24 protein-coding genes are annotated in these 24,797 nt (G+C 63.4%); 8 read left to right on the top strand and 16 right to left on the bottom strand.

Features of this window, described 5'->3' with window-relative positions; genetic code table 11:
- Positions 1-20: 20 nt before the first annotated feature.
- Positions 21-2,216 (bottom strand): HNH endonuclease signature motif containing protein, encoded by a 2,196-nt coding sequence (locus ABI796_RS19220; RefSeq protein WP_344761907.1) that lies wholly within the window; start codon positions 2,214-2,216, stop codon positions 21-23.
- A 114-nt stretch (positions 2,217-2,330) separates the two neighbouring features.
- On the opposite strand from ABI796_RS19220, the gene ABI796_RS19215 reads away from it, so the two are divergent.
- Entirely contained in the window at positions 2,331-2,789 is a 459-nt protein-coding gene (locus ABI796_RS19215) for a VOC family protein (RefSeq protein ID WP_141283730.1), read from the top strand.
- Positions 2,790-2,904: 115 nt separating this feature from the next.
- Here ABI796_RS19215 and ABI796_RS19210 read toward each other — a convergent pair whose 3' ends face one another.
- Positions 2,905-3,528: a hypothetical protein gene (locus ABI796_RS19210; protein ID WP_141283731.1), complete on the bottom strand. Its 624-nt coding sequence runs from the start codon at positions 3,526-3,528 to the stop codon at positions 2,905-2,907.
- Between the two features lie 90 nt (positions 3,529-3,618).
- Positions 3,619-4,503, bottom strand: a complete 885-nt coding sequence (locus ABI796_RS19205; RefSeq protein ID WP_141283732.1) for a helix-turn-helix domain-containing protein — start codon at positions 4,501-4,503, stop codon at positions 3,619-3,621.
- A 244-nt stretch (positions 4,504-4,747) separates the two neighbouring features.
- On the opposite strand from ABI796_RS19205, the gene ABI796_RS19200 reads away from it, so the two are divergent.
- Positions 4,748-6,130 (top strand): MFS transporter, encoded by a 1,383-nt coding sequence (locus tag ABI796_RS19200; protein WP_141283848.1) that lies wholly within the window; start codon positions 4,748-4,750, stop codon positions 6,128-6,130.
- Between the two features lie 85 nt (positions 6,131-6,215).
- On the opposite strand, the gene ABI796_RS19195 is transcribed toward ABI796_RS19200, so the two are convergent.
- On the bottom strand, positions 6,216-7,076 hold the full coding sequence (locus ABI796_RS19195; RefSeq protein ID WP_141283733.1) for a class II glutamine amidotransferase: 861 nt from the start codon (positions 7,074-7,076) through the stop codon (positions 6,216-6,218).
- 35 nt (positions 7,077-7,111) lie between these two features.
- Positions 7,112-8,512, bottom strand: coding sequence for a glutamate decarboxylase (locus ABI796_RS19190; RefSeq protein ID WP_141283734.1), 1,401 nt, complete (start codon positions 8,510-8,512; stop codon positions 7,112-7,114).
- 134 nt (positions 8,513-8,646) lie between these two features.
- On the opposite strand from ABI796_RS19190, the gene ABI796_RS19185 reads away from it, so the two are divergent.
- On the top strand, positions 8,647-9,417 hold the full coding sequence (locus ABI796_RS19185; protein ID WP_141283735.1) for an IclR family transcriptional regulator: 771 nt from the start codon (positions 8,647-8,649) through the stop codon (positions 9,415-9,417).
- A gap of 159 nt (positions 9,418-9,576) precedes the next feature.
- Here the strand turns inward: ABI796_RS19185 and ABI796_RS19180 are convergent, their stop codons facing one another.
- Genes ABI796_RS19180 through ABI796_RS19155 form a run of 6 tightly spaced genes read right to left on the bottom strand, consistent with a single transcriptional unit; the run spans position 9,577 to position 15,472 of the window.
- The gene (locus ABI796_RS19180; protein WP_141283736.1) at positions 9,577-10,566 is read right to left on the bottom strand and encodes a sugar kinase; all 990 of its coding nucleotides are present in this window, start codon (positions 10,564-10,566) and stop codon (positions 9,577-9,579) included.
- Entirely contained in the window at positions 10,563-11,264 is a 702-nt protein-coding gene (locus ABI796_RS19175; protein ID WP_141283737.1) for a bifunctional 4-hydroxy-2-oxoglutarate aldolase/2-dehydro-3-deoxy-phosphogluconate aldolase, read from the bottom strand. Before ABI796_RS19175 ends, ABI796_RS19180 begins: the two co-directional genes overlap by 4 nt.
- The gene (locus ABI796_RS19170; protein ID WP_170224920.1) at positions 11,261-12,049 is read right to left on the bottom strand and encodes an SDR family oxidoreductase; all 789 of its coding nucleotides are present in this window, start codon (positions 12,047-12,049) and stop codon (positions 11,261-11,263) included. The genes ABI796_RS19175 and ABI796_RS19170 overlap by 4 nt, the downstream gene beginning before the upstream one ends.
- Positions 12,046-13,119, bottom strand: coding sequence for a zinc-binding dehydrogenase (locus ABI796_RS19165; RefSeq protein ID WP_141283738.1), 1,074 nt, complete (start codon positions 13,117-13,119; stop codon positions 12,046-12,048). The genes ABI796_RS19170 and ABI796_RS19165 overlap by 4 nt, the downstream gene beginning before the upstream one ends.
- Positions 13,116-14,123 carry a C-terminal binding protein gene (locus ABI796_RS19160; RefSeq protein WP_141283739.1) on the bottom strand — a complete coding sequence of 336 codons (1,008 nt, stop codon included), beginning with the start codon at positions 14,121-14,123 and terminating at the stop codon, positions 13,116-13,118. The genes ABI796_RS19165 and ABI796_RS19160 overlap by 4 nt, the downstream gene beginning before the upstream one ends.
- A complete protein-coding gene (locus tag ABI796_RS19155; RefSeq protein WP_141283740.1) occupies positions 14,123-15,472 on the bottom strand; it encodes an MFS transporter in 1,350 nt (449 codons plus the stop codon). The genes ABI796_RS19160 and ABI796_RS19155 overlap by 1 nt, the downstream gene beginning before the upstream one ends.
- A 397-nt stretch (positions 15,473-15,869) precedes the next feature.
- Here ABI796_RS19155 and ABI796_RS19150 point away from each other — a divergent pair, with 397 nt between their 5' ends.
- Positions 15,870-16,700, top strand: coding sequence for a DUF2382 domain-containing protein (locus ABI796_RS19150; RefSeq protein WP_141283741.1), 831 nt, complete (start codon positions 15,870-15,872; stop codon positions 16,698-16,700).
- Between the two features lie 115 nt (positions 16,701-16,815).
- Complete coding sequence (locus tag ABI796_RS19145) at positions 16,816-17,016, top strand: hypothetical protein (protein ID WP_141283742.1); 201 nt, start codon at positions 16,816-16,818, stop codon at positions 17,014-17,016.
- On the opposite strand, the gene ABI796_RS19140 is transcribed toward ABI796_RS19145, so the two are convergent.
- Complete coding sequence (locus ABI796_RS19140) at positions 16,985-18,844, bottom strand: glycoside hydrolase family 15 protein (protein WP_141283743.1); 1,860 nt, start codon at positions 18,842-18,844, stop codon at positions 16,985-16,987. The two genes, ABI796_RS19145 and ABI796_RS19140, sit on opposite strands and share 32 nt — an antisense overlap.
- 99 nt (positions 18,845-18,943) lie before the next feature.
- Positions 18,944-19,606 (bottom strand): TetR/AcrR family transcriptional regulator, encoded by a 663-nt coding sequence (locus ABI796_RS19135; protein WP_141283744.1) that lies wholly within the window; start codon positions 19,604-19,606, stop codon positions 18,944-18,946.
- Between the two features lie 132 nt (positions 19,607-19,738).
- Between ABI796_RS19135 and ABI796_RS19130 the strand changes: the two genes are divergently transcribed.
- Positions 19,739-20,857, top strand: coding sequence for an NAD(P)-dependent alcohol dehydrogenase (locus ABI796_RS19130; protein WP_141283850.1), 1,119 nt, complete (start codon positions 19,739-19,741; stop codon positions 20,855-20,857).
- A gap of 18 nt (positions 20,858-20,875) precedes the next feature.
- Here ABI796_RS19130 and ABI796_RS19125 read toward each other — a convergent pair whose 3' ends face one another.
- Positions 20,876-21,850, bottom strand: coding sequence for a DMT family transporter (locus ABI796_RS19125; protein WP_246095790.1), 975 nt, complete (start codon positions 21,848-21,850; stop codon positions 20,876-20,878).
- Positions 21,847-22,449, bottom strand: coding sequence for a helix-turn-helix domain-containing protein (locus tag ABI796_RS19120; RefSeq protein ID WP_141283745.1), 603 nt, complete (start codon positions 22,447-22,449; stop codon positions 21,847-21,849). The genes ABI796_RS19125 and ABI796_RS19120 overlap by 4 nt, the downstream gene beginning before the upstream one ends.
- Before the next feature lie 117 nt (positions 22,450-22,566).
- On the opposite strand from ABI796_RS19120, the gene ABI796_RS19115 reads away from it, so the two are divergent.
- Complete coding sequence (locus ABI796_RS19115; protein WP_141283746.1) at positions 22,567-23,463, top strand: SDR family oxidoreductase; 897 nt, start codon at positions 22,567-22,569, stop codon at positions 23,461-23,463.
- 116 nt (positions 23,464-23,579) lie between these two features.
- Positions 23,580-23,810 carry a DUF6458 family protein gene (locus tag ABI796_RS19110; protein ID WP_043470828.1) on the top strand — a complete coding sequence of 77 codons (231 nt, stop codon included), beginning with the start codon at positions 23,580-23,582 and terminating at the stop codon, positions 23,808-23,810.
- Between the two features lie 120 nt (positions 23,811-23,930).
- Here ABI796_RS19110 and ABI796_RS19105 read toward each other — a convergent pair whose 3' ends face one another.
- A complete protein-coding gene (locus ABI796_RS19105) occupies positions 23,931-24,728 on the bottom strand; it encodes a ZIP family metal transporter (RefSeq protein ID WP_141283747.1) in 798 nt (265 codons plus the stop codon).
- Positions 24,729-24,797 lie beyond the last annotated feature (69 nt).

The following is a 24,797-nucleotide window of genomic DNA, read 5'->3' as shown; positions in this document are numbered from 1 at the left end:
TAGCGGTTTGGGGGGTGTGTTTATGTTCTCTGGGGTGTGTGGTGGTGGTTGCGTCGGGGTTTTTGGTTGGGGTCGATGTGGGGTGGGGGGATGAACCAGGGGACGCCGGTTTTCATGTCGATGCGCCATTGTTCTTTGTGGATGAGGTGGTGGTGGTGGCTGCAGAGGAGTGTGCCGTTGTCGGTGCCGGTGGTGCCGCCGTGGGACCAGTAGGTGGTGTGGTGGGCTTCGCACCAGGGTGCGGGCATGGTGCAGTCGGGGAAGGCGCAGCCACCGTCGCGGGCGGTGATGGCTTTGCGGATGTGGGGTGGGAAGATCCGGGTGGTGCGGCCGATGTCCAGGACTCGGGAGTCGCTGCCGAGCAGGACGGGGATGATGTCGGCGTCGCAGGCGATTTTCCGGATGGTGGCAGGGTGGATCGGGCCGGTGAACGTCGCCATAGCCGAACCCACACCCGCCTCGGTTCCTGTCCCGGTCCTGCTCGGTTTCCCTGGGCCCGCCCCGGTCCTGCTCGTAGTGGTGGGGGTGGTGAGTTGGTTGAGGAGGTCGCGGTGGTCGATGGTGACGGTGAGTTGGGGCCGGAGTCCGCCGTTGGAGGGTAGTTGCCCGGTGCTCATCGCCACACCGCACGCGCCGACGAGGCCGTCGAGGAGTTTCTGTGCCCGGGAGCGTCGGTCAAGATCGGGGCCCGTTGTTTGGTGTTCCGTTGCCTTGGTGCCCGGTCCCGCCGTGGCGGTTCCCTCGTCAGCGGTGGCAGCAGTTGTGGCGGTGGCAGTGGCGGGTGTGGTGTCGGTGGTGTTGTGGAGTCTGGGGTTGGTGGCGGTGTTCATGGTGGTGGTGAGGGTTTCGTATTGTTCGTCGGTGGCGAAGATTTCGATGTGGTGCAGTCCGTAGCGGCGTCGGCGGCGCAGGAATGCTCCTTGGTGTTGTCGGAGGGTTTCTTCGGAAGGTTCGGGTCCGTCGTGGTCGATGTGGTCGATCCAGCGTTTGGTCATTTTGGTGAGGAAGTCGGGGTCGGTCTCGGTGGCGGTGGTGGTGAGGGCGTGTTCCATCCGGGTGAGCGTTTCGTCGTCGGTGAGGTGCCGTACTTTGTCCAGGGCGGTGCTGATGATCGTCGCGGAGCGGGAAGGCAGCAACGCGGACCCGACAGCATCGGCGAGGATTTCGCGGCGGGCCGGGATCTGTTGGCCGGTCATTCCGATTTGGGGGAGGACGTCGGGGGCGAGGGCGAGTCGGCGCCTGGCCTCTCCAATGCCTATCCGCAACCGTGCCCGAAGGAACTCCGCAGCATTCCGGTACCCGTCATCAAGAACACCCGGCTGATTCGGGAAACCAGCAGGGGCGGGGATCTCCGGGTCCGCAGCTGATTCTGACCAGCCCGTCTGCCACCCCGTTACAGCGGCAGCTGCCCCTGCCCCTGCCCCTGATGCTGATGCTGACGGTGAGGACGAGCGCCCCGACCGTGCCTGTTGCACTTGCTGTGCCTCTGTGCGGGCCCGCTCCACAGCCTGGGCGGCAACAACCTGCAAATACTCCACGCACCGGGCAATCTCCTCGATCCTGCCCGCAAAATCAGCAGCCCCAACAAACCCCAACAACCGCACCTCATCAAAGGCCATCGACCGCAACGCATCAACGGCCGCAATACCGTCCAGAAGCGCACCGTCCAGAAGCGAACCGTCCAGAAGCCCGGGAACAGCACGCCCGGCTTCGGACCCATACGACGAGAATCCACTCGAGCACTCGGGCCCTGCTGAACGCGCAGATCCCGCCGGGATAGCCGGCAGATGGGACCGTTCCACGGCTGTGGCTTCGGGAGCCTCAGCAGACGGCTCATGCAACGCCGCAGGCAGCGGAACGGCTGCGCTTTGTGCCTTGGGATCCTGCGCCGGTGTGGTTGAGCCCTCCGCCGCGGGCAGGGGGACGGTGGCGCTTTGTGCCGTGGGCTCCTGCGCCGGTGTGGTTGAGCCCACCTCCGCAGGCGCCGCGCCGGGAATGCCCTCAAACGCGGAGTTCCCAGCCTTCAACACAGACTCGGATTCACGAAGTAGCCCAGCCTTGCGGGGCGTTACCGCATTGGTTCCTTCCGTCGTCGGGCTCTTGCTCGTTGAGGGAGAGGGCGGCATTTCCAGGAATACGGGTGAGGCATTCCTGGGCACCTCAATTACACCGGACGAACCTGCCCGCCGCGCCGTGATCTGCCCCATGCCTTCCATGGTTCAACCCTGTCATGGTGGCTCAGCATTTATCAGCCCTCATCTGCGCTATGTGGAAAACCCGCCAGGATGCTCTGGACCAGGGGGATAAGAGGCGGGGGCTACGGTATAGACATGACTACTGAGCCCAGCGCGAAATCACCCGTCCGCCAGTTGCGCCTTGTGGTGGAAGCGGAGGATTACGAGGCCGCCTTGACGTTTTTCCGTGACGCCCTGGGCTTGCCCGAGCAGGCCGTTTTCGAAGGGGATGGGGACGCCCGGGTGACCATCCTTGAGGCTGGCCGGGCTACTTTGGAAATCGCCAACCCCGCCCAAGTTCGGCTCATCGACCGGGTTGAGGCCGAAGGTCAGCCGAGCGCCAAGATGCGGATCGCATTCGAAGTGGACGATTCCGTGGCGGTCACCAAAGACTTGCTTGAGGCTGGGGGCACCTTGATTGCTGAACCCCGCGAAACGCCTTGGAGGTCCCTGAACTCGCGGCTCGAAGCACCCGCGGGCCTCCAGGTCACACTCTTCCAGGAGCTCGAATCAATCGAAGACCGAAGCTCAAAGCCCGGATTCAAAAGCCCATAGAGCCGCCGCCGGGCCGTCGCCGGGCCGTCGCCGGACCGTCGCCGGGCCGTCGCCGGGCCGTCGCCGAGCCGTCCCCGGGTGGTCGCCGTCGAAAGTCTGCGGTACTTGGTGGGCCTTAGCCCACGAGCCCGGATTGGTGGTCGACGCCGGCTTGGTCCACCTTGCGGTGGAAGCGCATACCGGCCTTGCCTCCCACAATGGCGCCGATGAGGGGGACGATCAAAGCGATGACGAGACCGATGATGCCGCTGACGGTCATCAGGCTTCCGTCCACGGGTATCTGTGGAGCGCCATTGAGGTTGTTCAGGATGTTGAACTGGCTTCCGGCCACCGCAGCAAGGACCGCCACGATGATGGCGATGATGATGCCCCAGAGCCACACGGCCAGCCCTTGTTTCACGCCGTCGAAGCGGGCCATGCGGCCGGCGACGTAACCTCCGCAGTAGTACGCCAGGAACAGGACGATTGCGAGCACAATCCCACTCGCGATCCCCAGCGTTTCCGCGTTCTGCTGGGCCTGGTCTGCTGCTTGTTCGGCACCGGATGAGTTCGCCGCCCCTACCCCTACGCCGATGGCTGTGGCCAGTGCGCTGAGGAGGACAGTCATGCCGATGGCCGTTAACCAGCCAAAGAAAGCCGAACCCCACTTGATGCCCCCAAAGCGTTCCTTCTCCGCCCTGACAACATCGTCCCGGCGGGCCTGAGGGGTGCTCGATCCCGTGTCATTGTCGTATGCCATGTCAGCTCCTTTGCCGGGTGCCTGAACTGTGATTAGTCAAGCAAAACACCACCTCCGACAGGAAAGCAAGGGTACTTACTAACTTGCTGCTCAGGACTTAATTGCTGACAAACCCCGCGGAACGCCCTCCATGCCGCCCGGGCGTTGCAGAAGCGCAAGAGTCGTCGCGGAGGGAGAGCCCGGTGCCGCGGCATACAGGAGAACCCGATGACCGGATTCGTCCGGGGGTGTTAGGACCTCGAAGTTCAACTCCAGGTACCCAACCTCGGGATGGTGCAGGTATTTCACCCCGGACATGCAGTTCTCCACCGGATGCCTGGCCCAGAGCTTTGCGAATTCCGGGCTCTTCAACGTGAGCTCACCAACCAGGGACGCCAACTCCTGGTCATCTGCAGATTTACCCGCCACCAGACGCAGCGAAGCGACCGCCCGGCCCGCCTCCTCCGGCCACCGCGCGTACAGCTCCCGTGTGTGATGGTCCAGGAAGAGGAGCCGGGTCATGTTGGGACGACTTGCAGGTACCTGCGGGGCTTCGAAGTCCACGTGGCCGGCAACGAGCCGGTGCCCCAAGGCATTCCACGCCAACACTTCGCTCCGACGCCCCAACACCACCGCCGGTGTTCCGGGCATGGACTGGATCAACGTCAATGTGCCGGGCCGGACTTTGTCCGGCTTGGCCGGGAGACGACGCTTCACCTTTTCGGGGCGTGCCAGATTGAAGAGGTGCAAGCGTTCGTCCTTGCTGAGGTTCAGGGCCCGGCCGATTGCCTCGATGACAGCTTCTGAGGCATTCGTGCTAAAGCCCTGCTCCAACCGGGTGTAGTACGTGGTGCTGACACCGGCCAACATGGCGAGCTCCTCCCGACGCAGGCCCGGGACGCGCCGAATACCGTAATTCAGGACACCCACGTCCTCAGGTTGCAAGGCTGCCCTGCGGACGCGGAGGAAATCCCCCAGTTCACTGTGTGTACCCATGCCCCCATTGTTCAGCCATCGGCCGGGCTTGTCCTGTCACTGCCAGTGGTACCCACGGCGGGGTGTGGTTACAGTCGTGGGAAATGGCCACGCTGTAGGCATGCCAACTACCAACAAAACCAGCAATTACGACGTCGGCACTTCAGAAAGCGCCCGGCCTTCAGAAAGCGGGCCAACAGAAAGCGCGCCAACACAAATCACAGCCGCGCAGGACACAACCGCGCAGGACACAACCGCGATTGCCATGACCACCAGGCAACGGCTGGCCCTCCTTGTCCTCTTGACCGCGGGTTTCACGCTGGCCGTGGACTTCTCCATCCTCAACGTCGCGCTGCCTGCCATCGGTTCCGATGTTGGCTTCTCGCTGGAGAACCTCCAATGGGTTGCCACGGCATTTGCCTTGTGCGCTGCCGGCTTCACGTTGTTGTTCGGCCGTGTGGCGGACCTGGCGGGCAGGCGGAAGATCTTCCTGATGGGCATGGCCCTGCTGGGGGCAGCGTCACTGGCTGGTGGTCTGGCCGGGGATCCTGCGGTGCTGCTGCTGGCGCGGGTGGGCCAAGGAATAGCCACGGCAATGGTGGTGCCTGCTGCGTTGTCCCTGTTGCTGGTCTCATTTCCGGAGGGGCACCTGCGCGATAAAGCGCTTGGACTCAACGGCTCCCTGATGGCTGCCGGGTTCACCACCGGAGCTATTCTGGGTGGGCTGCTCACCGACCTTTTGAGCTGGCGGTGGGCGTTCTTCATCAATGTTCCCGTGGCGGTGGCCGTCCTCCTCATCGCACCTGTTGTCCTCGCCGAAAGCAGGCCCGCATCCAAACTGCGGCTCGATGTTCCCGGAGCCATAACGGTCACCCTTGGCCTGCTCTCCTTGGTATTCGGACTGACCCATGCCGCTGAGCATTCATGGACACATCCGCTAACGCTCGGTGCGCTTGCGGCCGCCGTCGTCCTCTTTACCGTCTTTGCCCGGGTTGAGCGGCGCGCACCGCACCCGCTGGTGCCCCTCGGCATTCTCAAACGTTCAAACGTGGCGTGGGGCAACGTTGCCGGGGTGCTGGCCTTCGTCACCGAGACGTCGCTGGTGTTCCTGCTCACCCTGTACCTTCAGCAGGTCCTGGGCTACACGCCGCTCGGCGCGGGTCTGGCCTTCGCGGTCCTGGGCTTGGGCACAGTCCTTGGCGGCTTGCTGGGCCCCAAAATCATCACGAGGATGGGCAGTAAGAACGCGATTGTCTATGGGTTCCTGGTGCAGGCAGCCGCAACCGGGGCGCTGATATGGCTCAGTTCAGATCCGGGTTCGATCATCCTTCTCCTGGTGGCGACATTCATTGGGGGAGTGGCCAATCTGGTGGTCATTGTGGGATTCATGGTCACCGCCACGTCCGGGCTTCCGGACGCTGATCAGGGAATGGCCACCGGGCTGGCCACCATGAGCCAGCAGATCGGCATCACCATGGGCATCCCGGTGATGAGCGCGGTGTTCACGGCGCAGTTGCTTGCCGCCGGAGGGAGCGACGGATCTGCGGTGATGAGCGGCGTCACCGTGGCCATCGCGGTGAACGCGGCCATCTGCCTCGCGGCTGCCACTGCGGTGGCCGTCTTCCTCAAGAAGCAGCGCGTGGCTTAGCCCCGCAGCGAGGCGGGAAGCGCACGACGGCGGAAGGTCGCCGTCGTGCGCTTGTTCCGTTAAGCGCGGACCGGCACAGCCGCGGTCAGGGCCGCTGGGATGCCGCCGCGGTGGGTTCGAGGTCGGCGAGGGTGAGTAGCCGGGCGGGAGCAGCCGGGAAGGGCGTTGTGGAAGTCATGGCGAGATCCGGCCCGACGTGAATCAGCTCGCCTGATGCCATGGGACGCCAACCGGGTTCAGAGTCCATGGGTTCGGTGGCAAAAAGAACATGCGGGGCGCGGGAGAGCTCGGTGCTCTTTGAACGGATTCGGGGACTTCGCGCGTCAAACGGGGCGGATGTGGTGGCCGGGTGCCTTTCCAGCACGTACAGCTCGTGGGTGGCCGGGTACCTCAGTGCCCACATTTCCGTGGCCATGGACAGGATGAAGTTGAGGCTGAACACGGGTAGTTCCCTGGCCACCCATGTGATGGCCTCTGTTATCCCGGCCCTCACGTCTCCTCCGGCCCGTCGGGTTTCCGCCGTGATCAGTGCGAAGAGGCGCTCACTGTCAGATTGCCCCAGCACCAGGTCCATCACCCCCAGCTCCATCAGATGCTGATCGAGCTCTGCCAGGCCGTGAAGGACGCCGTTGTGCGCAAACAACCGCCCATCCTGCTCGAACGGGTGGGTGTTGACCAAGGTGAGCGCTCCGGTGCTGGCGTACCGCACGTGGGCCAGGAAGGTGGTGCTCATAAGGTCCCGCGCTTCACGGGCAAAAGCGTGGTCCTCCCATGCAGCCAGGGCCTGTTTGGCAACGTGAGCCTTGCCGGCCGTATCAAAGGTGCCTATGCCGGCGCCGTCGGGCTCCCGCCGGCTCTGCACCGAGAGGCTGTCCGGGGCGTCCAACAACCAGAATGTGGCGCGCACCGGCCGTGGACCGGCATGGAGCCCAAAGAGACGGCACATGGAATATTCCCTTCAGGGCGGTAGTGGTAGCGAAGTTAGTGGTGGAATCCTTCTGACTGCTTGGTGGTGGGCATTGGTGCCGTGAGGCTGTCGAGGTAGTCGACTTCCTTCTTGAGGTCCGTCAGGAATGTGGAGGCAAGGTCCCGGGTGAATCCATTGCGGACCACGATTCTCTGGACCGTGACCTCACTCAAACCATCAGGCAGCGGATACGCCGGAACCAGCCATCCGTTCATTCTGAGTCGCTCCGACAGATGGTGCAGGTCCCAGTGTTCGGTGTGGCCTTCCTTGAGCTGCCACGCGAACACCGGTATGTCCGAGCCGTCGCTCCACAGGGTGAACGCGTCCATGGCCCCGATCTCATGGGAAAGGTATAGGGCCACATCGCGGGAGGTCGCTTGGACGGACCGGTATCCGGCAAAGCCAAGGCGGAGAAAGAGGTAGTACTGCAGCAATACCTGGGCGCCGGGCCGGGAGAAGTTCAGGGCAAACGTGGGCATGTCCCCGCCGAGGTAGCTGACATGGAAGATCAGGTCCTCCGGGAGTGCCGCCGCGTCCCGCCACACCACCCAGCCCAGGCCGGGGTACACCAGCCCGTACTTATGGCCCGAGGTGTTGATTGATGCCACACGGGGGAGCCGGAAATCCCACACTGTTTCGGGTTGCAGGAACGGAGCAACCATTGCTCCGGACGCCCCGTCTACATGGATGGGGACGTCCAGTCCCCGGCGTGCCTGGATTTCGTCCAAGGCAGCAGAGATGAGTTCCACGGGTTCGTACTTGCCGGTATAGGTCACTCCCAGGATGGCCACTACGCCGATGGTGTTTTCGTCCACGTACTGGTCCAGGTCATGGCCGTCCAGTGTGGGATGCTCGGCGGAGACCGGGACATAACGCGGCTCCACATCCCAGTAGTTGCAGAACTTCTCCCAGCACACCTGGACTGCGGAACTAAGCACAAGATTGGGTTTGTCCGTGGATTTGCCGGCGGAGCGCCTTGAATGTTGCCAACGCCGTTTCAAGGCCAACCCGCCCAGCATGCACGCTTCGGAGGAACCGATGGTGGACGTGCCGATGCTCTGCTCGGGATCCGGCGCATTCCACAGGTCCGCGAGCATCCGCCAGCACCGGGTTTCAATGAGGGCGGTCTGAGGGTACTCGTCCTTGTCGATCATGTTCTTGTCGAACGTCTCGGCGTAGAGCTTGGACGCTTCAGGCTCCATCCAGGTCCCCACGAACGTGGCCAGGTTCAGCCGCGAATTGCCGTCCAGCATGGCTTCGTCGTGCACAACCTGATAGGCCGTGCCCGGCAGGGATTCACCCTCCGGCAGGGTGAAACGGGGAAATATGGTGGACTCACCGGGCCTGCTGAACAAAGGATTGAGTTCGACGGCGGTGTCCGGTTGGTGCCGTGACGCTCGGTGGGATCTGCTCATCGGGCAACTCCTTGGGGATCGTCCGTTTGCGCTGGGCGCAAGCTGTCTTCCGCTCACGCTACCGGGGACGGGCCGCCCACCCAAGGTTTCCCATTTATAGGGACAGCAGGTTGTTTCGTGGGAGAATCGAAAACATGGAAGCCACCACCGCCGGAGCCCGGACCCTGGAACGCGGACTCAGCCTGATTGACCATGTAGCGGCCGGCAACCATCGGTTGGAAGACATCACCAAAGCCGCAGGACTCAGCAGATCAGCCACCCACAGAATGCTGACTTCCTTGGTGGGAGCCAGATACCTGAGCCAGTCGGAGGACCGGAGCTATCATCTGGGCGTCAAACTCCTGGAACTGGGAACGCAAGCCCAAAGCAGCATTGATTTGCCGGGGACCGTGCAGCAGATCCTGTCAGACATCGCCCGGATCACCCTCGATGCCACTCACTTGGGGATACTGTCCGCCGATGAAGTCATCTATCTGGCCAAGGCCCGCGGCCACCGCGGGTTCGAGATGACCTCCTACCCCGGGGTTCGCCGCAAGGCCCAGACCACGGCCCTGGGTAAAGTGCTGCTGGCGGAGAAACCGGATTCCGAGGCGATCCAGGCCTTCAACCCCGCCATCACGCCAACGCCGCTCTCCATCAGGACGGCCGAAGACTTCCTGGACGCGCTTCATCAGGCCAAGCACAACGGCTACGCCATGGACGATCAGGAGAACGAGCTCGGAATCACGTGCCTTGCCATTGGGATACCTGATTTGAGCGGAGCGATGGCCGCCGCCGTGTCAGTTTCGGCCCCCAGCGTCCACATGACTCCTGATCGCATCCAGTCCTTGGTTGCCTTGCTGCAAAAGTTCCAGCCCGAACTCACCAGCTGCCTGCCGCCCGGATTTGAGAGGGCCTGGATCTAGCTGCGTCTCCCAGCCGCAGCTAGATCCAGCCGCAGCCGAACCAGCCGCAGCCGAACCAGCCGCAGCAGACCCAGTCCCGCAGCAGACCCAGCCGCAGCAGACCCAGTCCCGCAGCCGAACCAGCCGCAGCCGAACCAGCCGCAGCTGACCCAGATCCGGCTACCGCGTCACAGGCTCTGAAGCATCCAACAACCCCAGTTCGTGGCGTCGGGGCATGCCTTCCCAGTCGCCGGGGACAAGGCAGGCGAAGGCTCCTGTCCTCACGGCAGTGCGCAGCCGCTCTTCTGCGGGGGCTCCGGCGAGGAGGTCGGAGATGTACCCGGCCACAAATGCGTCTCCTGCCCCAACCGTGTCCACAGCGTTGATCCGAACTGCTTCCTGGCGGAGCTCGACGCCATCGATGACAGCTGCGCAGCCGAGTGGGCCGTTCTTGATGATGACTTGACGGGGTCCCATAGCGGCGATTTTGTGGGCGAGTTCAAAGGAATCCGCCCCGTGACCTACGGCGATCCTGGCTTCGTCGTCACCGGCGAAAACTATGGTGGCCAGCTCAATGAAGCGGCGGAAAACCGGGCCGGCGTCCTCCTCTGTCCAGAGGGCCGCGCGGTAGTTCAGGTCGAACGAGACTCTCACCCCGGCTTCGCGCGCCACGTTCACTGCATTGAGGGCGGCTTCATACGCTGATCCGGAGAGGCCGGGGGTGATTCCGGTCAGGTGCAGGAGTTTCGCGTTGCGGATGGTCTCCACCGGGACGTCTTCCGGGGCCAGGCGTGAACCGGCGCTGCCGGAACGGTAGTACCAGACCTTGAGGTGTTCCAGGGTGCGGCGTTCCTTGATCATCAGGCCTGTGGGTGCTCCGGCGTCGCGGATGCCCAGTGTGGTGATGCCCTCGGCGGCTACTTCGCGCAGAACCAGGTCTCCGAGGCTGTCCTGGCCTACCCGTCCCAGCCAGGTGACGCTGGTGCCCAGGCGTTTCAGGGCAATGGCGAAGTTGGTCTCGGCCCCGCCCATGCCAAGTTCCAGCGATCCTGCATGGGCCAAGGGGCCGGGTGTTGCGGCCTTCATCAATGCCATGGTTTCGCCCATGGTCACCACATCGCTGTAGGCCTGGTTTTTCACGTCACCGGAGCCCCGGTCCTCGCGGGTCATTTGGCTGCCTTCGCTTCCACTGCCTCGGCGACCAGACGGCTGAGTTTCTCTGCTCTAGTGGTCAGTTCTGTCAGGCTTCCGCCGGAGAAGGCATCGCGCAACAACGGGCCGCCAAGGCTGACAGCCAGGGCGCCGGCCGCGATCCAGGCCGGTGCATCGTCAATCCCGATTCCGCCGGAGGGCACAATCCGCATGTCAGGGAACGGCCCGCGGAGCTGGCCGATGTATCCGGTACCGACCGCCGAGGCCGGGAAGAGCTTCACCGCTGTGGCTCCGGCGTTCCAGCCTGCCAGCAGTTCCGTGGGCGTCAGTCCGCCCGGAAACACAGGAATACCACGCTCGACGGCGGCGCTCACCACTGCGGTGACCATCGCCGGAGTGACCAGGTAGTCCGCTCCGCCGTCGAGGGCTTGCAGCCCCTGGTGGAGGGTGGTGATGGTGCCAACACCGATCTCGGCGTCCTGGCCGAAGCGTTCCTTGAGCCTGGGCAGTTCCTCGAACACTCCTTGGGTGCTGAGGGTGAGCTCGATCGATCGGACTCCGCCGCGGACCAGGGCCTCGATCACTGGGGCGTACTCGCGGGCGTGTTGTGCCCGCATGACGGCCACCACCGGGTTGGCTGCAAGAATCGCGGAAGGGACCGGCCGGTGAACCGGGTTGGCTGCTTGGCTGCTGTCCGGGGTCTGGCTGCTGTTCATCGGGCCAGCCACCCGCCGTCTACGGGGAGAACCACGCCGTGGACGTAGTCCGCGGCCGGGGATGCCAGGAACACCACTGCTCCGGCGAGGTCGTGGCCTGAACCCCAGCGTGCGGCGGGGATCCGGCTGGAGATCTGCTCGTTGCGTGCAGAGTCGGCCAGCAACGCCTGATTCATGTCCGTGGCGATGTAGCCGGGGGCTACGGCGTTGACGTTCACCCCGTGCGGGGCCCACTCATTACACAGGGCCTTTGTCAGTTGGGCTACTGCTCCCTTGGATGCTGCATAGGCCGGAACCCGGAGTCCACCTTGGAAGCTCAGCAATGAGGCCAGGTTGATGATTTTGCCGTGTCCCCGCTCAACCATTGCTTTGCCGAAGCCCTGGCACAGCTGGAACACTGCCCGGGTATTGATGTTCATCACGGCGTCAAAGTCCTCCAGGGGGAATTCCACGGAGTCATGGCGGATCTGCGTGCCGGCGTTGTTGACCAGGACGTCGATCCTGTGTGTGGCCAGCGTCGTTTCAATCGCCTGGGTCACGGAGTCCTGGCTGGAGAGGTCGATGGCCACGGCTTCGGCTATTACCCCTGCTTCGGCCGCGGCTTTGGCGAGTTCCGGGGCGAGTGGACCGCGTTGGAGCGCAACAATGTTTGAGCCCGCACGGACCATACCCAAGGCGATGCCCAGGCCGATGCCCCGGGACGCTCCGGTGATGGCCGTCGTCGAACCTGTCAGGTCAAAGGGGGCGCGCAGCGGCGCCGTGTCAGTACTGCCGGTGTCTGTCATTCTTCTTCCTTGCCGGGGCCCGCTTCAGCAGGGCCCACGAATACTTTGAGGACCGCGCCGGCGGTCATGGCTTTGGTGAACGCGGCGGAGGTTTCCTTGAGGGGGAAGACCTCCACGGGGACGCGTCCGAGGCCCAGCTCGCCGCTTTCGATCAGTTTGACCGCGCGTTCGACGTCCGCCCGGGTGTAGACGCGGACCCCCACTACCGTGTTCTCGGCGAAGGTCAGGGCCTGGAGGTCCACCTCAACCGGTTTCTTGTAGACACCCACCAGGACGATGGTGCCCATGACCCGGACAGCCTTCGGCAGCAGGGCCGCCACGGAGGGGTGGGCTGCGGAGTCGAACACAATGTCCGCGCCGTCCCCGCCTGTTGCCTCCAGAATGGCCTCCACCGGGTCCGCGCCGGGAGCAACAGTGTCAAAGCCCAGCTCCTCGGCCACCTGTCGGCGTTCCGGGGAGGGCTCGGAAATCAGGACGCTGCCGGCCCCTTCATGCCGGGCTGCAAGGGCGGTAAGAATACCGATGGGGCCGGCTCCGAAAACCACCACCCGCTCTCCGCCACGGAGCCCGGACCGGGAAACGGCGTGCACAGCTACGGCTAACGGTTCGGCCAGCGCGGCTTCCCGGAGCGGAACCCCGGAGCTGATGGGGATGAGTGTTTCCACCGGCAAGGCAACGTATTCGGCCAGGGACCCGGAGACGTCGATCCCGTAAAGCTTCAGGCTCCGGCACACATGCGTGTTGCCTTCCCGGCAAGGGTGGCAGTTTCCGCAGTGAATCAGGGGTTCCACAATCACGCGGGTTCCCGCGGCCGGGCCTCCCGGGGCGGCGCGCTCCACAATTCCGGTGATTTCATGGCCCATCACCACGGGCGCTTCAGCGCGTGGGTGGCTTCCGTGGAGGATGGAGAAGTCCGTGCCGCAAATCCCCGTGAGTTCAGATCTGACCAACGCCCAGCCCTCAGGGACCTCGGGAAGGGGCACGGTCCGGTTCTCAATGGTGTCCGGGCCGGTCCACACCGCTGCGCGCATGGTCCTGGAGGCCGTTTCGGCGACTGCCCCGGCGCTCATGCCCACACGCTCTTTTTCAGCGCATCCGGGTTGAGGATATTGCGCGGCGTACGCCCGGCACAGACCTCCACCACGTTCTCCACCGTGCGGCGTTTGAGCTCGGCGTAGGATTCCTCGCTGTACCAGGCGGCGTGTGGCGTGAGGACCGCGTTCTCCAGTTCCAGCAACGGGCTGGTCCTGGGCAGGGGCTCCACTTCAAAGACGTCCAGGCCCGCTGCATGCAGGCGCCCGTCCTTCAGGGCTGCTGCCACAGCATCGGTATCCACCACAGCGCCGCGGCATGTGTTGACCAGAACGGCTCCGGGCTTGGTCCTGTCCAGGACGTCACTGTTGATCAGGTGGTGCGTGTGCTGGTTGAGCGGCACGTGCAGGGAGATGACGTCGGCACGGGAAATGAGCTCCTCGAAGCTGACTACGGTGATTCCGTCCGCCGTGACAGAGCCCGTGGTCAGCAGGGGATCGGACCCGATCACCTGGTAGCCCAGCCCCTTCGCTTTCCGGCCCGTGGCGGCGCCGATCAACCCCAAACCCACCACCCCGAACACGCGATCCCGGATCCGGTGCAACGGTTGGACCGGCCCCAGCGAATAGTCCCCGCGGCGCACACCACGGTCCAGTTGCGTGATACCGCGGGCCAGGCTGACGGCCAGCGCAATCGCGTGGTCACTGACGTCTTCTGTGCCGTAATCGGGGACGTTGCAGACGGCGACACCGCGCGCGGTGGCGGCTTCGACGTCGAGCGTGTCAACCCCGACGCCGTAACGGCCTATCGCTTTCAGGCCCGGCAAAGCGTCCAGAACCTTGGCGGTGATGGGCGCGTACTGGACCACGATCGCGTCTGCGTCGGCGGCGGCAGCGATCACCTCGTCCTCGGTACGGCATTGCGCCAGAACCAGTTCGACGCCGGCCTCCCTGGCGACCGCCCGCTCGATGTCGATCGAATGGTGGTCGCAATCGGTGATGACTATTTTGCTCGGATGGATGGGCGTAACGGGGGTCTGCATTACTTGGCGTCCTCTTCAAGGAGAAGGTCACGATCAACCGTCTCCGGGGATTTGATGGTGGTGAACAAGCTGATGCCCATGATGGCCATCATGTAAATGGCCACCGGGATCCAGGATCCGCTGAAGGCCGTGACCAGTGCGGAGCAGATCAGAGGGGCGATGCCGCCGCCAAAGACGGAGGAAAACTCGCGGCCCAGGGTCACCCCGGCGTAGCGGTAGCGTGCGCCGAAGAGCTCAGGGAAGTACGCAGCCTGGACGCCTACGGATCCTTGGGCGGCAAAAATGAAGCCCAGCACAATGACCAGCGAGATCAGGAACAGGTTGCCGGTGCTGATCAGCAGGAAGGCCGGGATGGGGAAGACGAACAGGAAGGTAGTCACCACCAAGTACATGGAACGGCGACCAAACCTGTCCGAGAGGTTGCCGAACACGTAGGCGGACACGCAAGCGAACAGTGCACCCACCAGGAGGACCTTTGGAATGAACGTGGGGTCGATCTTGAGCTGGCTGATGAGGTAAGTGCCCAGGAACACCTGGAACAAGTAGGAATGGGCATTGGCGCCGACGTTCATGAAGAACACGCGGAAGAGATTGGTGCGGCCGTTCTTGACCACATCTGCCACAGGAGTGTCCCGCTTGCCGATTGCGCCCTCTTTGATTTCCTGGAATACCGGGGATTCCTTGAGCTTGCGGCGGATGACGTAAGCGGCAATCGTCACAAAGATGGAGGAGAAGAACACCAGCCGCCATCCGTAGGCTTCCAGCGCCTCCTTGGGCATCATCTGGACCAGAATCCACACCACAGCACCGAGTGCCGTGCCGGCCGCTGCCCCGACGAACACCAATGAGGCGTACTTGCCACGCCGACCCTTGGGTGCGGTTTCGGCAATGAGGACCACGCCGCCGGCCTGTTCAGCGCCGGCTCCGAAGCCTTGGAAGAAACGGCAAATCACCAACAGGGCAGGTGCCCATAGTCCGGCTTGTTCGAAGGTGGGGAGCAGGCCGATGGCAAAGGTGGCGATGCCCATGAGGAAGAGGGTGGCCACCAGAACCCATTTGCGGCCCAGACGGTCGCCGTACTTGGAGAAGAAGAGCCCGCCCAATGGCCTGGCGCCAAAGCCGACGGCAAAAGTGCCGAAGGCCGCCAGGATGCCGATTGAAGGGTCCACGTTAGGGAAGAAAATCTTGTTGAAGATGATCGCGGAGGCGGTTCCGTAGATCACAAAGTCGTACTGCTCCAGGGCGGTTCCGATCAGTCCCGCCCATGCGGCCCGACGGACGTTTTTCACCTCAGGCGCGGCGCCGGCACCTGGCCGGTCGGCATTCTGAACAACGCTGTTCTCAGTCAATGTGTCTCCAAAGCGGGTGTTGGCTGGTAGCCGTGAATAAGGACGCTTTTCATAGATTCCGATTATCGGGATAGCATCCCGAAAACCGCTGGAGATAAATGTAGTGCATGCGAGAGCGGGAAGAAAGCGATTTCTGGAAAGTGTGCAAAAAGCGCTCGACGGCGGCAGTCGGCCGTCGAGCCAGCCGGGCCACCCGCCGTCGTGCGGTTCGGTTGGGTGAAGGGGATCCCGGTTCGCAATTAGGGCTTGCCAAAGAAACACTAAGCATGCTTATGGTATTTGTGTTCCTTAAAGCCGACGGGTTGAACCCATTCCCCGCCCGGCGTCCGGAAACCATGCCTGGTGATGCAGCCCGCTTGGCAACCTACATAAGAGAACCGCATTCCAAGGAGACATCATGCTCGCGAGGGAAAACATTGACCGTTTGATGGGGCTCAACGGAAACGTCCGCACCACTGAAGGTGACAAGGTCGGCTCCATTGGTACCTTCTACACTGACGATGACACCGGTGAGCCCACCTGGGTGACCGTCAAAACCGGTCTCTTCGGAAGTTCGGAATCATTCATCCCGCTCCGGGATGCCACCGTGGAAGGTGACGACGTAATAGTGCCCTTCAGTAAGGACCACATCAAGGACGCTCCGCGGGTTGCCGAGGACGGTCACTTGGATCCCGGGGAGGAAAGCCGCCTCTACAACCACTACGGACTCGAAGATGAACGTGGCTTCAGTGGCCATGATGACTATGCCGGCACCAGGGACGCAGTGGGCACAGACGCCAACTACACGCGCGATGCTGACTACGCCCGGGATACCGACTACGCGAGGGATACTGACACGCGCCGCGACGATGACGCCATGACGCGCTCTGAAGAGCGGCTGAACGTTGGCACGGAGAAGCAGGCCGCAGGCCGTGCCCGCTTGCGCAAGTACATCACCACCGAAAACGTCACTACCACCGTTCCGGTGCAGCGCGAGGAAGTCCGGTTGGAGCGTGAGCCCATCACCGACGCCAACGCAGGTGATGCCATGTCCGGCCCGGATCTGACGGAGAGCGAACACGAGGTCACCATCCACGAAGAGCGGCCCGTGGTGGAGAAGGAGACCGTTCCGGTGGAGCGGGTACGCCTGGAAAAGGACACCGTCACCGATGACGTTGAGGTAAATGAGGAGGTCCGTAAGGAGAGGATCGAAACCGAGGGAACCGGCATCGACCGCGACCGCCGCTAAACACTGGTTGTGTGGCCCGCTCTGCGCCCTAAAAACACCTGGGAGCGCGCAGGGCGGGCCTCACAACGGCGGATTTAAGCTGTTGCTGACCACCTCGTGATGGGACCATTGACGTATGGGCGAACAAGAGAACGGGCAGCCCGCCGGGCCAGCCAGCGCCGCATCAGATGAGTGGGGAGACCCCACCACCCAACAGATGCGGACCATTGGCCAGCGCAGGCGCGAAGCCGAGCGCAAACTGGACCTTCACTTGGAGGAAGCGAGCCACAAAGGCGAGGCCCCCGCTACCGAAGGCGAGCATCATTCCGAAGGGTAGAGCCGCTGGACCGCTCCGGATGCCTGGGTTTATGGAGCGGGGTGTCGCTGCTGTGGGCTTCACCCTCATGTAGCTGCAACGCACTGTGAATCAGGGGGAAATGGCTGAAGGCCTGCGGGGTGTTTCCAAGGTGCCGCTGCGTCCGCGGATCCCACTCTTCGCTGAGCAACCCCACATCATTGCGAAGGCTCAGCAGCCGCTCGAACAGCTGAGTTGCCTCATCCTTCCTCTCAATACCCAGCAGCGCATCCACCAGCCAGAACGAACAGGCCAGGAACACGCCTTCATCGCCCGGCAGCCCGTCATGGCCGGACTCGGTGCGGTACCGGAGGACGAGGCCATCGTCAGTCAACCCCTTCTGAATGGCGCCCACTGTTCCTGCCACCCGGGGATGCCGGTGCGGAAGGAATCCCACCCGCGGTATCAGGAGCAGGCTCGCATCAAGTTCCGTACTGCCGTAGGACTGGACGAAGGTGTTGAGTTTTTCGTCGAAGCCCTTTTCCATGACGTCTGCATGGATCTCCCGGCGAAGTGCCGCCCACCTGTCAGCAGGGCCCGGCAACCCGGAGGTTCGGACAGCCTTGACCATACGGTCCGCAGCAACCCACGCCATGACCTTGGAATGCGTGAAATGCCGGCGGGGTCCACGCATCTCCCACAGCCCGTTGTCGGGCTGGTTCCACGCCCCCTCCAAGTACTCCATCAACGCCACCTGGATGTCCCAGGACGTGTCCACAGCGTGGTCAGGGGAAGCCGCCCTGGTGAGGGAGAGCCCATCCAGGACCTCGCCCCACACATCCAGCTGCAGTTGCGGGGCCGCGGCGTTTCCCGTCCGGACAGGCTGTGAACCTTCGTAACCGGACAGCCAGGGGATGTCCGCCTCCGGAAGTCTCCTGGCGCCGTCGAGCCCGTACACAATCTGAAGCTCCGAAGGATCGCCGGCGATGGCGCGCAGCAGCCAATCCCGCCACGCGGACGCTTCCTCTGTGTAGCCCGCAGCCAGGAGTGACTGCAACGTCAGTGTGGCATCACGCAACCAGCAATACCGGTAATCCCAATTACGCGGGCCGCCCAGCTGCTCCGGCAGGGACGTGGTTGCGGCCGCCACAATGCCGCCGGTAGGTGCGTAGGTGAGGGCTTTGAGGGTGATCAAGGACCGCTCCACAGGCTCCTTGTACTTGCCGGTCATCTCGCTCCGGCTGATCCACTCAAGCCAGAACTTCTCCGTCACCGAAACTGCCCGGAAGGGGTCGATCCTTCGCGGCTCCCGCACGTGGCTGGGAGCCCAACGCAGCACAAAAGGAACGCGCTCGCCGGCCCGTACCGTGAATTCGCTGACGGTGCGCTTATCCCGGCCCTCCAACGTGACGGGAGTAGTGAGATATGCGGAGTCGGGGCCGGCCACCGCGCTGATGCCGTGCTCGCTATGCCGGACCCACGGCACCACCCGGCCGTAATCGAAGCGCAGAACCAGTTCCATCTGCATGGTCACCTCGCCGGACAACCCTTCGACGATCCTCACCAGATCAACGGCGTCGTCGCGGACGGGCATGAAATCGATGACGCGGACGGAGCCGCCGTCCACTTCCCACTCCGTTTCCAGGATCAGGGTGTCCTCGCGGTATTGGCGGCGGGTGCAGTTGCCGCCCTCCGGTGTTCCGGCGGGCGCGAGGAGCCAGCGGCCGGCGTCGGGATTGTGCAGCAGTGAGGCAAAGCAGGCCGGGGAATCGAACCGCGGCAGGCACATCCAGTCAATGGAACCACTGCGTCCCACCATGGCGGCCGTATTCAGGTCCCCGATGATGGCATAGTCCTCAATCATGGCCATGAACTCAGCTCCCTTATTCGGCGTGGTCAGCTATGCCTGACCGTACCCCGTCATCCTGAGCGCCTCCAATGAGACTCGCGACTCCCGTCAGGCGGGGTCTTAGTCGGTGCCTGACTTCAAGCGTTCAAGGCCGTCCAGGATGAGGTTGAGTCCGAACGTGAACTCGTCGCCAAAGTCGTAGCCGGGTTTGAGGACATGCTCGACGGCGATCTCCACCATCCGCGGATACTCACCGGTGGCGAAGCGCTCCATGATGGGGTTGGTGATCCCGGCAGCAGTATCCCGCCCCTCGAACGGCAGGGCGGCTTCCTGCAGGGCGAAGCCGTAGATGTAGCTGTCCAGCAGCGCATAGGCGTGGGCTGTCAGATGGACGGTGAAGCCCGCCTCCCTCAAGGTGGCGAGCGTGGCTTCGTGGTGCCGGAGCGTGGCCGGGCCCGGGGCGGATCGGCTTTCCAGCAGGCCCACTGCCCAGGGGTGCCGCCTCAGCGCTGACCGCACTCCGTGGGCCCTCCGCTGCATTTCCCCGCGCCAGTCTCCCCCGGGCGCCGGAGGATCGATCTCGCTGAAGACCATGTCCACTATGCCGTCCAGGATTTCGTCCTTGTTGGCCACGTAGTAGTAGAGGGACATGGGTTTGGTTCCCATGCTTTGTGCCAGCGTGCGGATGGTCAGGGCGCCGATCCCGGACTGGTCTGCGAGCGCGACGGCGCATTCGAGAACGCGTTCCCGGCTGAGGGGTGGTCGCTGGGGTGCTGCAGTCACGTGGTCTCCATGTTTAGTGGGGGCTTATGGGCGGAAGCGTGGGCCCCTAGCGCTTTAGTACAGTGTACGGTAGCGTGATTGGTACAGCGTACGAAAATGCTGAAAAACCAATCACTCCTGAAAGGTCCGGCCATGACCACTGGTCAGCAAGCCAAGGAATCACGTGATCACCACCAGCCCGCCATGCCGGCTCCGTTCATGCGGGCTGTTGTCCAGGAGGCCTACGGCTCCGCCGAGATGCTGCATGAGGCTCGAATCCCACGCCCGTCCATGGCGGACAACGAGGTGCTGGTAAAGGTTGTGGCGGCGGGACTGGACCGCGGGACCTGGCATGTCACCAGAGGCCTGCCGTATGCCGTCCGCTTGGCTTATGGATTCCGGGCTCCGAGGAATCCGGTCCCCGGTTTGGACCTCGCCGGGACGGTGGAAGCTGTGGGTTCCAAAGTGACGCGGTTTGTGGTGGGTGACCAGGTGTTCGGCTCGGGGAAGGGCTCCTTCGCGGAGTTCGCCCCTGCCCGCGAGAACCAGCTCGCCCACAAGCCGGCGGGTATCAGCTTTGAGGAAGCCGCAGCTGTTCCCGTGTCTGCCTGCACTGCCTTGATGGCATTGCGTGCCGCCGGTATCCAGCCCAATGCCGCCGGTATCCAGCCCGCTTCCGGCGGCATCCACTCCCATTCCGGCCGGGCGGACAAGGAACCCAAGGTCCTGATCACCGGCGCCTCAGGTGGTGTGGGTAGTTTTGCGGTGCAGCTGGCCAAGGCAGCCGGCGCCGAGGTGACCGGTGTGGCAAGTACCGCCAAGCTGGACCTGGTGCGGGTGCTCGGCGCGGACCACGTCATTGACTACACCACCCAGGACTTCGCGGGTGTCGGTGGGCGCGATGCCGCCGGGGGCGCTCCCCGCTACGACGTCATCATCGACATCGCAGGCAACCCTTCCGTTTCCCGGCTACGCCGCGCGCTCACCCCTTCCGGCACTGCTGTGATCACCGGTGGAGAGGAGGGCGGCTCATGGACGGGCAGTTTGGATCGGCAGTTGCGGGCCGTGATGCTCTCCCCTTTCATCAAGCAACGGCTCACCATGATCTTGGGCGCCCAGTCGGCCGCCGACCTTGAGTATCTGGCAGGCCTCCTGGATGCAGGGACCATCGCCCCGGCCATCGACCGCACGTATCCGCTGGTGCAGGTGCCGGAAGCCATGCGCTATTTCGACGGCGGTAAAGCCCGCGGGAAGGTGGTCATCACCATCTGAGCACGCAGAATCCCGGGCTTAAGTCCGGGCCGAACTTCCGGACGTGTTGGCCGGCGTGCTGGCCGGCGTGCTGGCTGGCGTAGTCACCTTCCCAGGGCCGTTGGAAAGCGGCGGCTCCAAGCCCAGGACCGCCTCAGCGGACGGCGGGTTCCTCTGGCCACCTCGCTGGGCCGCGGCACCCGCCAGCACAACCAGGGTGATGCCAATGAACTGGACAATGGACGGTTGCTGATGCAGGACCAGTAGTCCAAGGAGCACACCAAAGGCCGGTTCCAGGGACATGAGAGTGCCGAAGGCGTTGGACGTCATGCGCCGCAGGGCCATCATTTCCAGGATGAAGGGGAGCACCGGCATGAGCACTGCCACACCGAGGGCAGCCAGCAGAACTTCCAGGCTGAGGTGCCCGGCTGCTTGTGGAACACCGACTATTGCGGCCGTGACGGCAGCTACGGGGACAGTGAGCGAGAGGGCCCCTGTTCCGGTGAAACGGTCGCCGATTTTTTGGGTCAGCAGAATGTAGGCCCCCCAGCCAACGGCGGCGATCGCGGCGAACATGACGCCCAGCGCATCGATCTCCCCATGCCAGGGTTCGGTTAGGAGGACGACGCCGGCCAGCGCCAATGCGGGCCACGCCAAGGCTTTGCGGTTGTGGCTTCGAATCGCTGCCACCGTCAGGGGTCCCAGGAATTCGATGGCCACCGTGGTGCCCAGCGGAATGCGCTCGATCGCGGCGAGGAACATGATGGTCATGAGCCCGGTGGCAATGCCGAGTCCCAGGAGGGGCAGGATGTCCGGCCTGCGGATAGAGCGAAGGGGCGGCCGGGCGATGGCCAGGAAGATGATGGCACCCATGCTCAACCTCAGCCATGCCGTCCCTGCCGCGCCCACTTGGCCAATGAGGCCTACCGAGAAAGCAGAGCTCAGTTGGACGGAGATCATGGCGGCCACTGCCAACCCCCATGGGGGAACGGGAAGGCTTTGAGGGGTCCTCATGAGCCGGCCTCCTGCAGGTGTCCTGAACCCACGCCCGGCTCAAACACGGCCAGGGAGAACCGGGCGGGCTCCTTGCCCTGGTTGGCGTAGGAGTGGGCAACGTCGCCCGGGAAGGTCATGGAATCGCCCATTTCAAGGGTGGTCACCTGGCCGTCGACGTCCACGGTCAGGGTGCCCTGGAGTACCTGCAGGAGTTCTTTGGTTCCTGAGGCGTGGGCTTCGCTGCCGTGCTGGTCTCCGGGGCCAAGCGTCCAGTCCCAGAGTTCCACCACATCCGGAGACTCGGTGCCGGCCACCAGGACTCCGCGCCCGCCCTGTTTGCTGGTCCACAAGGTTGCGCCTTCGCCGCTGCGGGTCACTTTGACCGCTTTGGGCCGGGGGGATTCCACCAGGGAAGGAAGTCCAACACCCAGGGCATCGCTGATGCGCAACAGTGTTCCGACGCTGGGGTTTGCGGCTCCCTGCTCCACGTTGATGATCATTCGGCGACTCACTCCCGCGGCGTCGGCCAACTGATCCAGGGTCCATCCGCGGCTTTGGCGTTCCTGCTTTACCCGGGCGCCGATTGCCAGGGAGAGGGTGGTGGTGCTTTCATCCATTAGTGCATCATACTGCACTAACAGTGCACTTTAGTAGCGACTTGGAGTCGGCTCTGGATTGCAGCTCCCATGGCGTGCTACCACTGACCCTAGAAACAGAACCACTGAGGAGAAACTGTGGCCGAAGACCTGCCTGTCCTTGTTGTTGGCGCTACGGGTTTCCTGGGTGGCCAAGTGGTGGATGAGCTTCTCAAACGCGGCAAGAAGGTCCGGGCGCTGGTGCGGCCCAAATCCAAGGCCGCAAAACTTGAGGCCAAGGGTGTGGAAATCGTCCGCGGCGACATGCTGGACACCGCTTCCCTGATCACCGCGATGACAGGGGTTTCCGCGGCGATCTCCACGGCTGCCGGCTATACCCGCAATGACAGGAACGCTCAAGCCATTGATACGTTCGGAAACAGCAACCTGGCTGTCGCCGCCAAGTACGCTGCCGTGCCGCGCTTTGTGCTGATCAGCATTGTCACCAGCGACCAAACTCCCCAGATTCCCCATTTCTGGAACAAAAAACTGGCCGAGGACGCGTTCGAAAGGCTTGGTGTTCCGTTTGTGGCCCTGCGGCCGGGGGCCTTCTTTGACCAGGCGGTGGGGATGGGAGGGGATCCTTTTGCGAAGGGCCGCTTCGTGTGGCTCGGTTCCAAGGACGCCCGGCTGACGTTCGTCCTGGCCAGCGATGTTGCCGCCTACCTTGCCGAAGCGGTGGACGCGGACATTGTTGAAGGTGAGCGCATAGACATTGGGTGGAGCAGGCCGGTGAGCATTCATGAAGCCGCGGAACTGGCCGGCTACAGGGCAGGCAAGCAGATCAAGGTGATGTCCGTGCCCTCAGGCGCAATTGCCGGGCTGGGCAAGGTGACGGCTAAGGTCCTGCCGTTGGTGGGCGATATGGCCAGCATGGTGGCATGGTTTGAAACCGGAAAGTACGTAGCGGACGTCACCCGTCAGGAGCAGGTTTTCGGCCCGGCTCCGACTCCTGAGGACGCAATCGCCCGGGTGGCGGAACGCTACGGTCACTAACAAGGCTGCTTAAAGCGGCGCGGCGATGACTGGCCGGAGCCGCAGATCATAAGTATCCTGATGACACAGATTCGGTGTAGACCCTGACTGCACCGAAAAAACCTGAGGAGCACGTTATGAGAATTGGTTCTTCCATTGCACTGATTGCCATTGGAGCTATTCTGGCTTTCGCGCTCGCCCCCGGAATCATTCCCTTCCTTGATCAAGTCCTGGTGGGCTACATCCTGATTGGGGTGGGCATCATCGGCCTCATCATTTCCATTGCCATGTCCAACAGGACCCGCCGCACCGTGGTTGAGCGCCGCGGCGATCCCCACACCGTGGTCGAGCGGCGCCCCGAGGTCTAGTTCTCGCAGGGTCTAGTTCTCGCAAGGCCCAGCAGCCGCAACTTACAGAAGAAACGCACGACGGCGAGTACTCGCCGTCGTGCGTTTCCTGCGTTGAGTGCCGCTTGCGTTGAGTGCTGCTCAGGCCAGGGAGAGTGTGAAGGACAGGACAAATCCTGCTGCGGTACTCAGAGCCACGGCCGGCCCTCCGTGCTCGTAGGCCTCAGGCATCAGGGTGTCGGCGAGTGAGGCGATCACGGCACCGGCGGCAAAAGCGAGGGGGAGTGAAATTGTTTCCGGCTCCACTGAGGAGAGTGGCCCGGCGCCGAGTACCACTGCGGCAACCAGCAACACGGCGCATACGCTCCAGAGCAGCATGATGGACCCGGCTTTGCGCCCCTGGCTGCGCATGGATGATGCGCCCACCAGGGCTTCGGGGAGGTTCGAAACAAAGATGGCTGCCAGAAGTGCGAGGCCGCCCGCTCCTTCCCCTAAAGAGATGCCCAAGGCCACGTTTTCCGGCACGCCGTCCAAGGTCACCGCCGCCAACAATGCCATGCCGGCCGCGCCACGTGTTGAGGCGGAGGTGGCGGCTTTGTCTGACGCGGCGGCGTCGGTGTCCAGCTTGGGGCTGCCTTGTACTTCGTCTGCAGGTTTGGACTGTGATGTTCGCCCGGGTTGCGCCCAGCGATCCAGCAGCGCACTCAAAGCCGTAAAGACGATTGCGCCTGCCAGGAGCCCCACCGCCGCCCGGATGATCCCGCCTTGTTCGTAGGCGTCCTCGAACAATTCGAAGGCCAGCGCAGTAATGAGTGAGCCGGCGGCGAAGGACAGCAGGATGGCAAGGAGCCGCTTCGGAAGCTCGAAGCGCACGCCGATGATTGCGCCTATGACCAAGGCGCTTGAGGCAATCAATCCAAACCACAGTGATGCCATCACAACGCCAGTATAGAAGTAAGTAACCTGATCTTCTCTAGGGTGCGGAAAAAGCGTTCGACGACGGCAGCC

Source organism: Paenarthrobacter aurescens, from assembly GCF_041549525.1.
GTDB lineage: Bacteria > Actinomycetota > Actinomycetes > Actinomycetales > Micrococcaceae > Arthrobacter > Arthrobacter aurescens.
The sequence above is the reverse complement of the archived record's forward strand: the minus strand, read 5'-3'. Positions and strand labels throughout refer to the sequence as shown.

Excerpts from the sequence above, each read along its gene's own strand:
- ABI796_RS19110 (WP_043470828.1), top strand. The coding sequence starts at position 23,580 with ATGAGAATTGGTTCTTCCATTGCACTGATTGCCATTGGAGCTATTCTG.
- ABI796_RS19150 (WP_141283741.1), top strand. The coding sequence starts at position 15,870 with ATGCTCGCGAGGGAAAACATTGACCGTTTGATGGGGCTCAACGGAAAC.
- ABI796_RS19200 (WP_141283848.1), top strand. The coding sequence starts at position 4,748 with ATGACCACCAGGCAACGGCTGGCCCTCCTTGTCCTCTTGACCGCGGGT.
- ABI796_RS19195 (WP_141283733.1), bottom strand. The coding sequence starts at position 7,076 with ATGTGCCGTCTCTTTGGGCTCCATGCCGGTCCACGGCCGGTGCGCGCC.
- ABI796_RS19215 (WP_141283730.1), top strand. The coding sequence starts at position 2,331 with ATGACTACTGAGCCCAGCGCGAAATCACCCGTCCGCCAGTTGCGCCTT.
- ABI796_RS19220 (WP_344761907.1), bottom strand. The coding sequence starts at position 2,216 with ATGGAAGGCATGGGGCAGATCACGGCGCGGCGGGCAGGTTCGTCCGGT.
- ABI796_RS19120 (WP_141283745.1), bottom strand. The coding sequence starts at position 22,449 with ATGGATGAAAGCACCACCACCCTCTCCCTGGCAATCGGCGCCCGGGTA.
- ABI796_RS19140 (WP_141283743.1), bottom strand. The coding sequence starts at position 18,844 with ATGGCCATGATTGAGGACTATGCCATCATCGGGGACCTGAATACGGCC.
- ABI796_RS19185 (WP_141283735.1), top strand. The coding sequence starts at position 8,647 with ATGGAAGCCACCACCGCCGGAGCCCGGACCCTGGAACGCGGACTCAGC.
- ABI796_RS19170 (WP_170224920.1), bottom strand. The coding sequence starts at position 12,049 with ATGACAGACACCGGCAGTACTGACACGGCGCCGCTGCGCGCCCCCTTT.
- ABI796_RS19125 (WP_246095790.1), bottom strand. The coding sequence starts at position 21,850 with ATGAGGACCCCTCAAAGCCTTCCCGTTCCCCCATGGGGGTTGGCAGTG.
- ABI796_RS19210 (WP_141283731.1), bottom strand. The coding sequence starts at position 3,528 with ATGGCATACGACAATGACACGGGATCGAGCACCCCTCAGGCCCGCCGG.
- ABI796_RS19165 (WP_141283738.1), bottom strand. The coding sequence starts at position 13,119 with ATGAGCGCCGGGGCAGTCGCCGAAACGGCCTCCAGGACCATGCGCGCA.
- ABI796_RS19160 (WP_141283739.1), bottom strand. The coding sequence starts at position 14,123 with ATGCAGACCCCCGTTACGCCCATCCATCCGAGCAAAATAGTCATCACC.
- ABI796_RS19145 (WP_141283742.1), top strand. The coding sequence starts at position 16,816 with ATGGGCGAACAAGAGAACGGGCAGCCCGCCGGGCCAGCCAGCGCCGCA.
- ABI796_RS19175 (WP_141283737.1), bottom strand. The coding sequence starts at position 11,264 with ATGAACAGCAGCCAGACCCCGGACAGCAGCCAAGCAGCCAACCCGGTT.
- ABI796_RS19190 (WP_141283734.1), bottom strand. The coding sequence starts at position 8,512 with ATGAGCAGATCCCACCGAGCGTCACGGCACCAACCGGACACCGCCGTC.
- ABI796_RS19180 (WP_141283736.1), bottom strand. The coding sequence starts at position 10,566 with ATGACCCGCGAGGACCGGGGCTCCGGTGACGTGAAAAACCAGGCCTAC.
- ABI796_RS19205 (WP_141283732.1), bottom strand. The coding sequence starts at position 4,503 with ATGGGTACACACAGTGAACTGGGGGATTTCCTCCGCGTCCGCAGGGCA.
- ABI796_RS19130 (WP_141283850.1), top strand. The coding sequence starts at position 19,739 with ATGACCACTGGTCAGCAAGCCAAGGAATCACGTGATCACCACCAGCCC.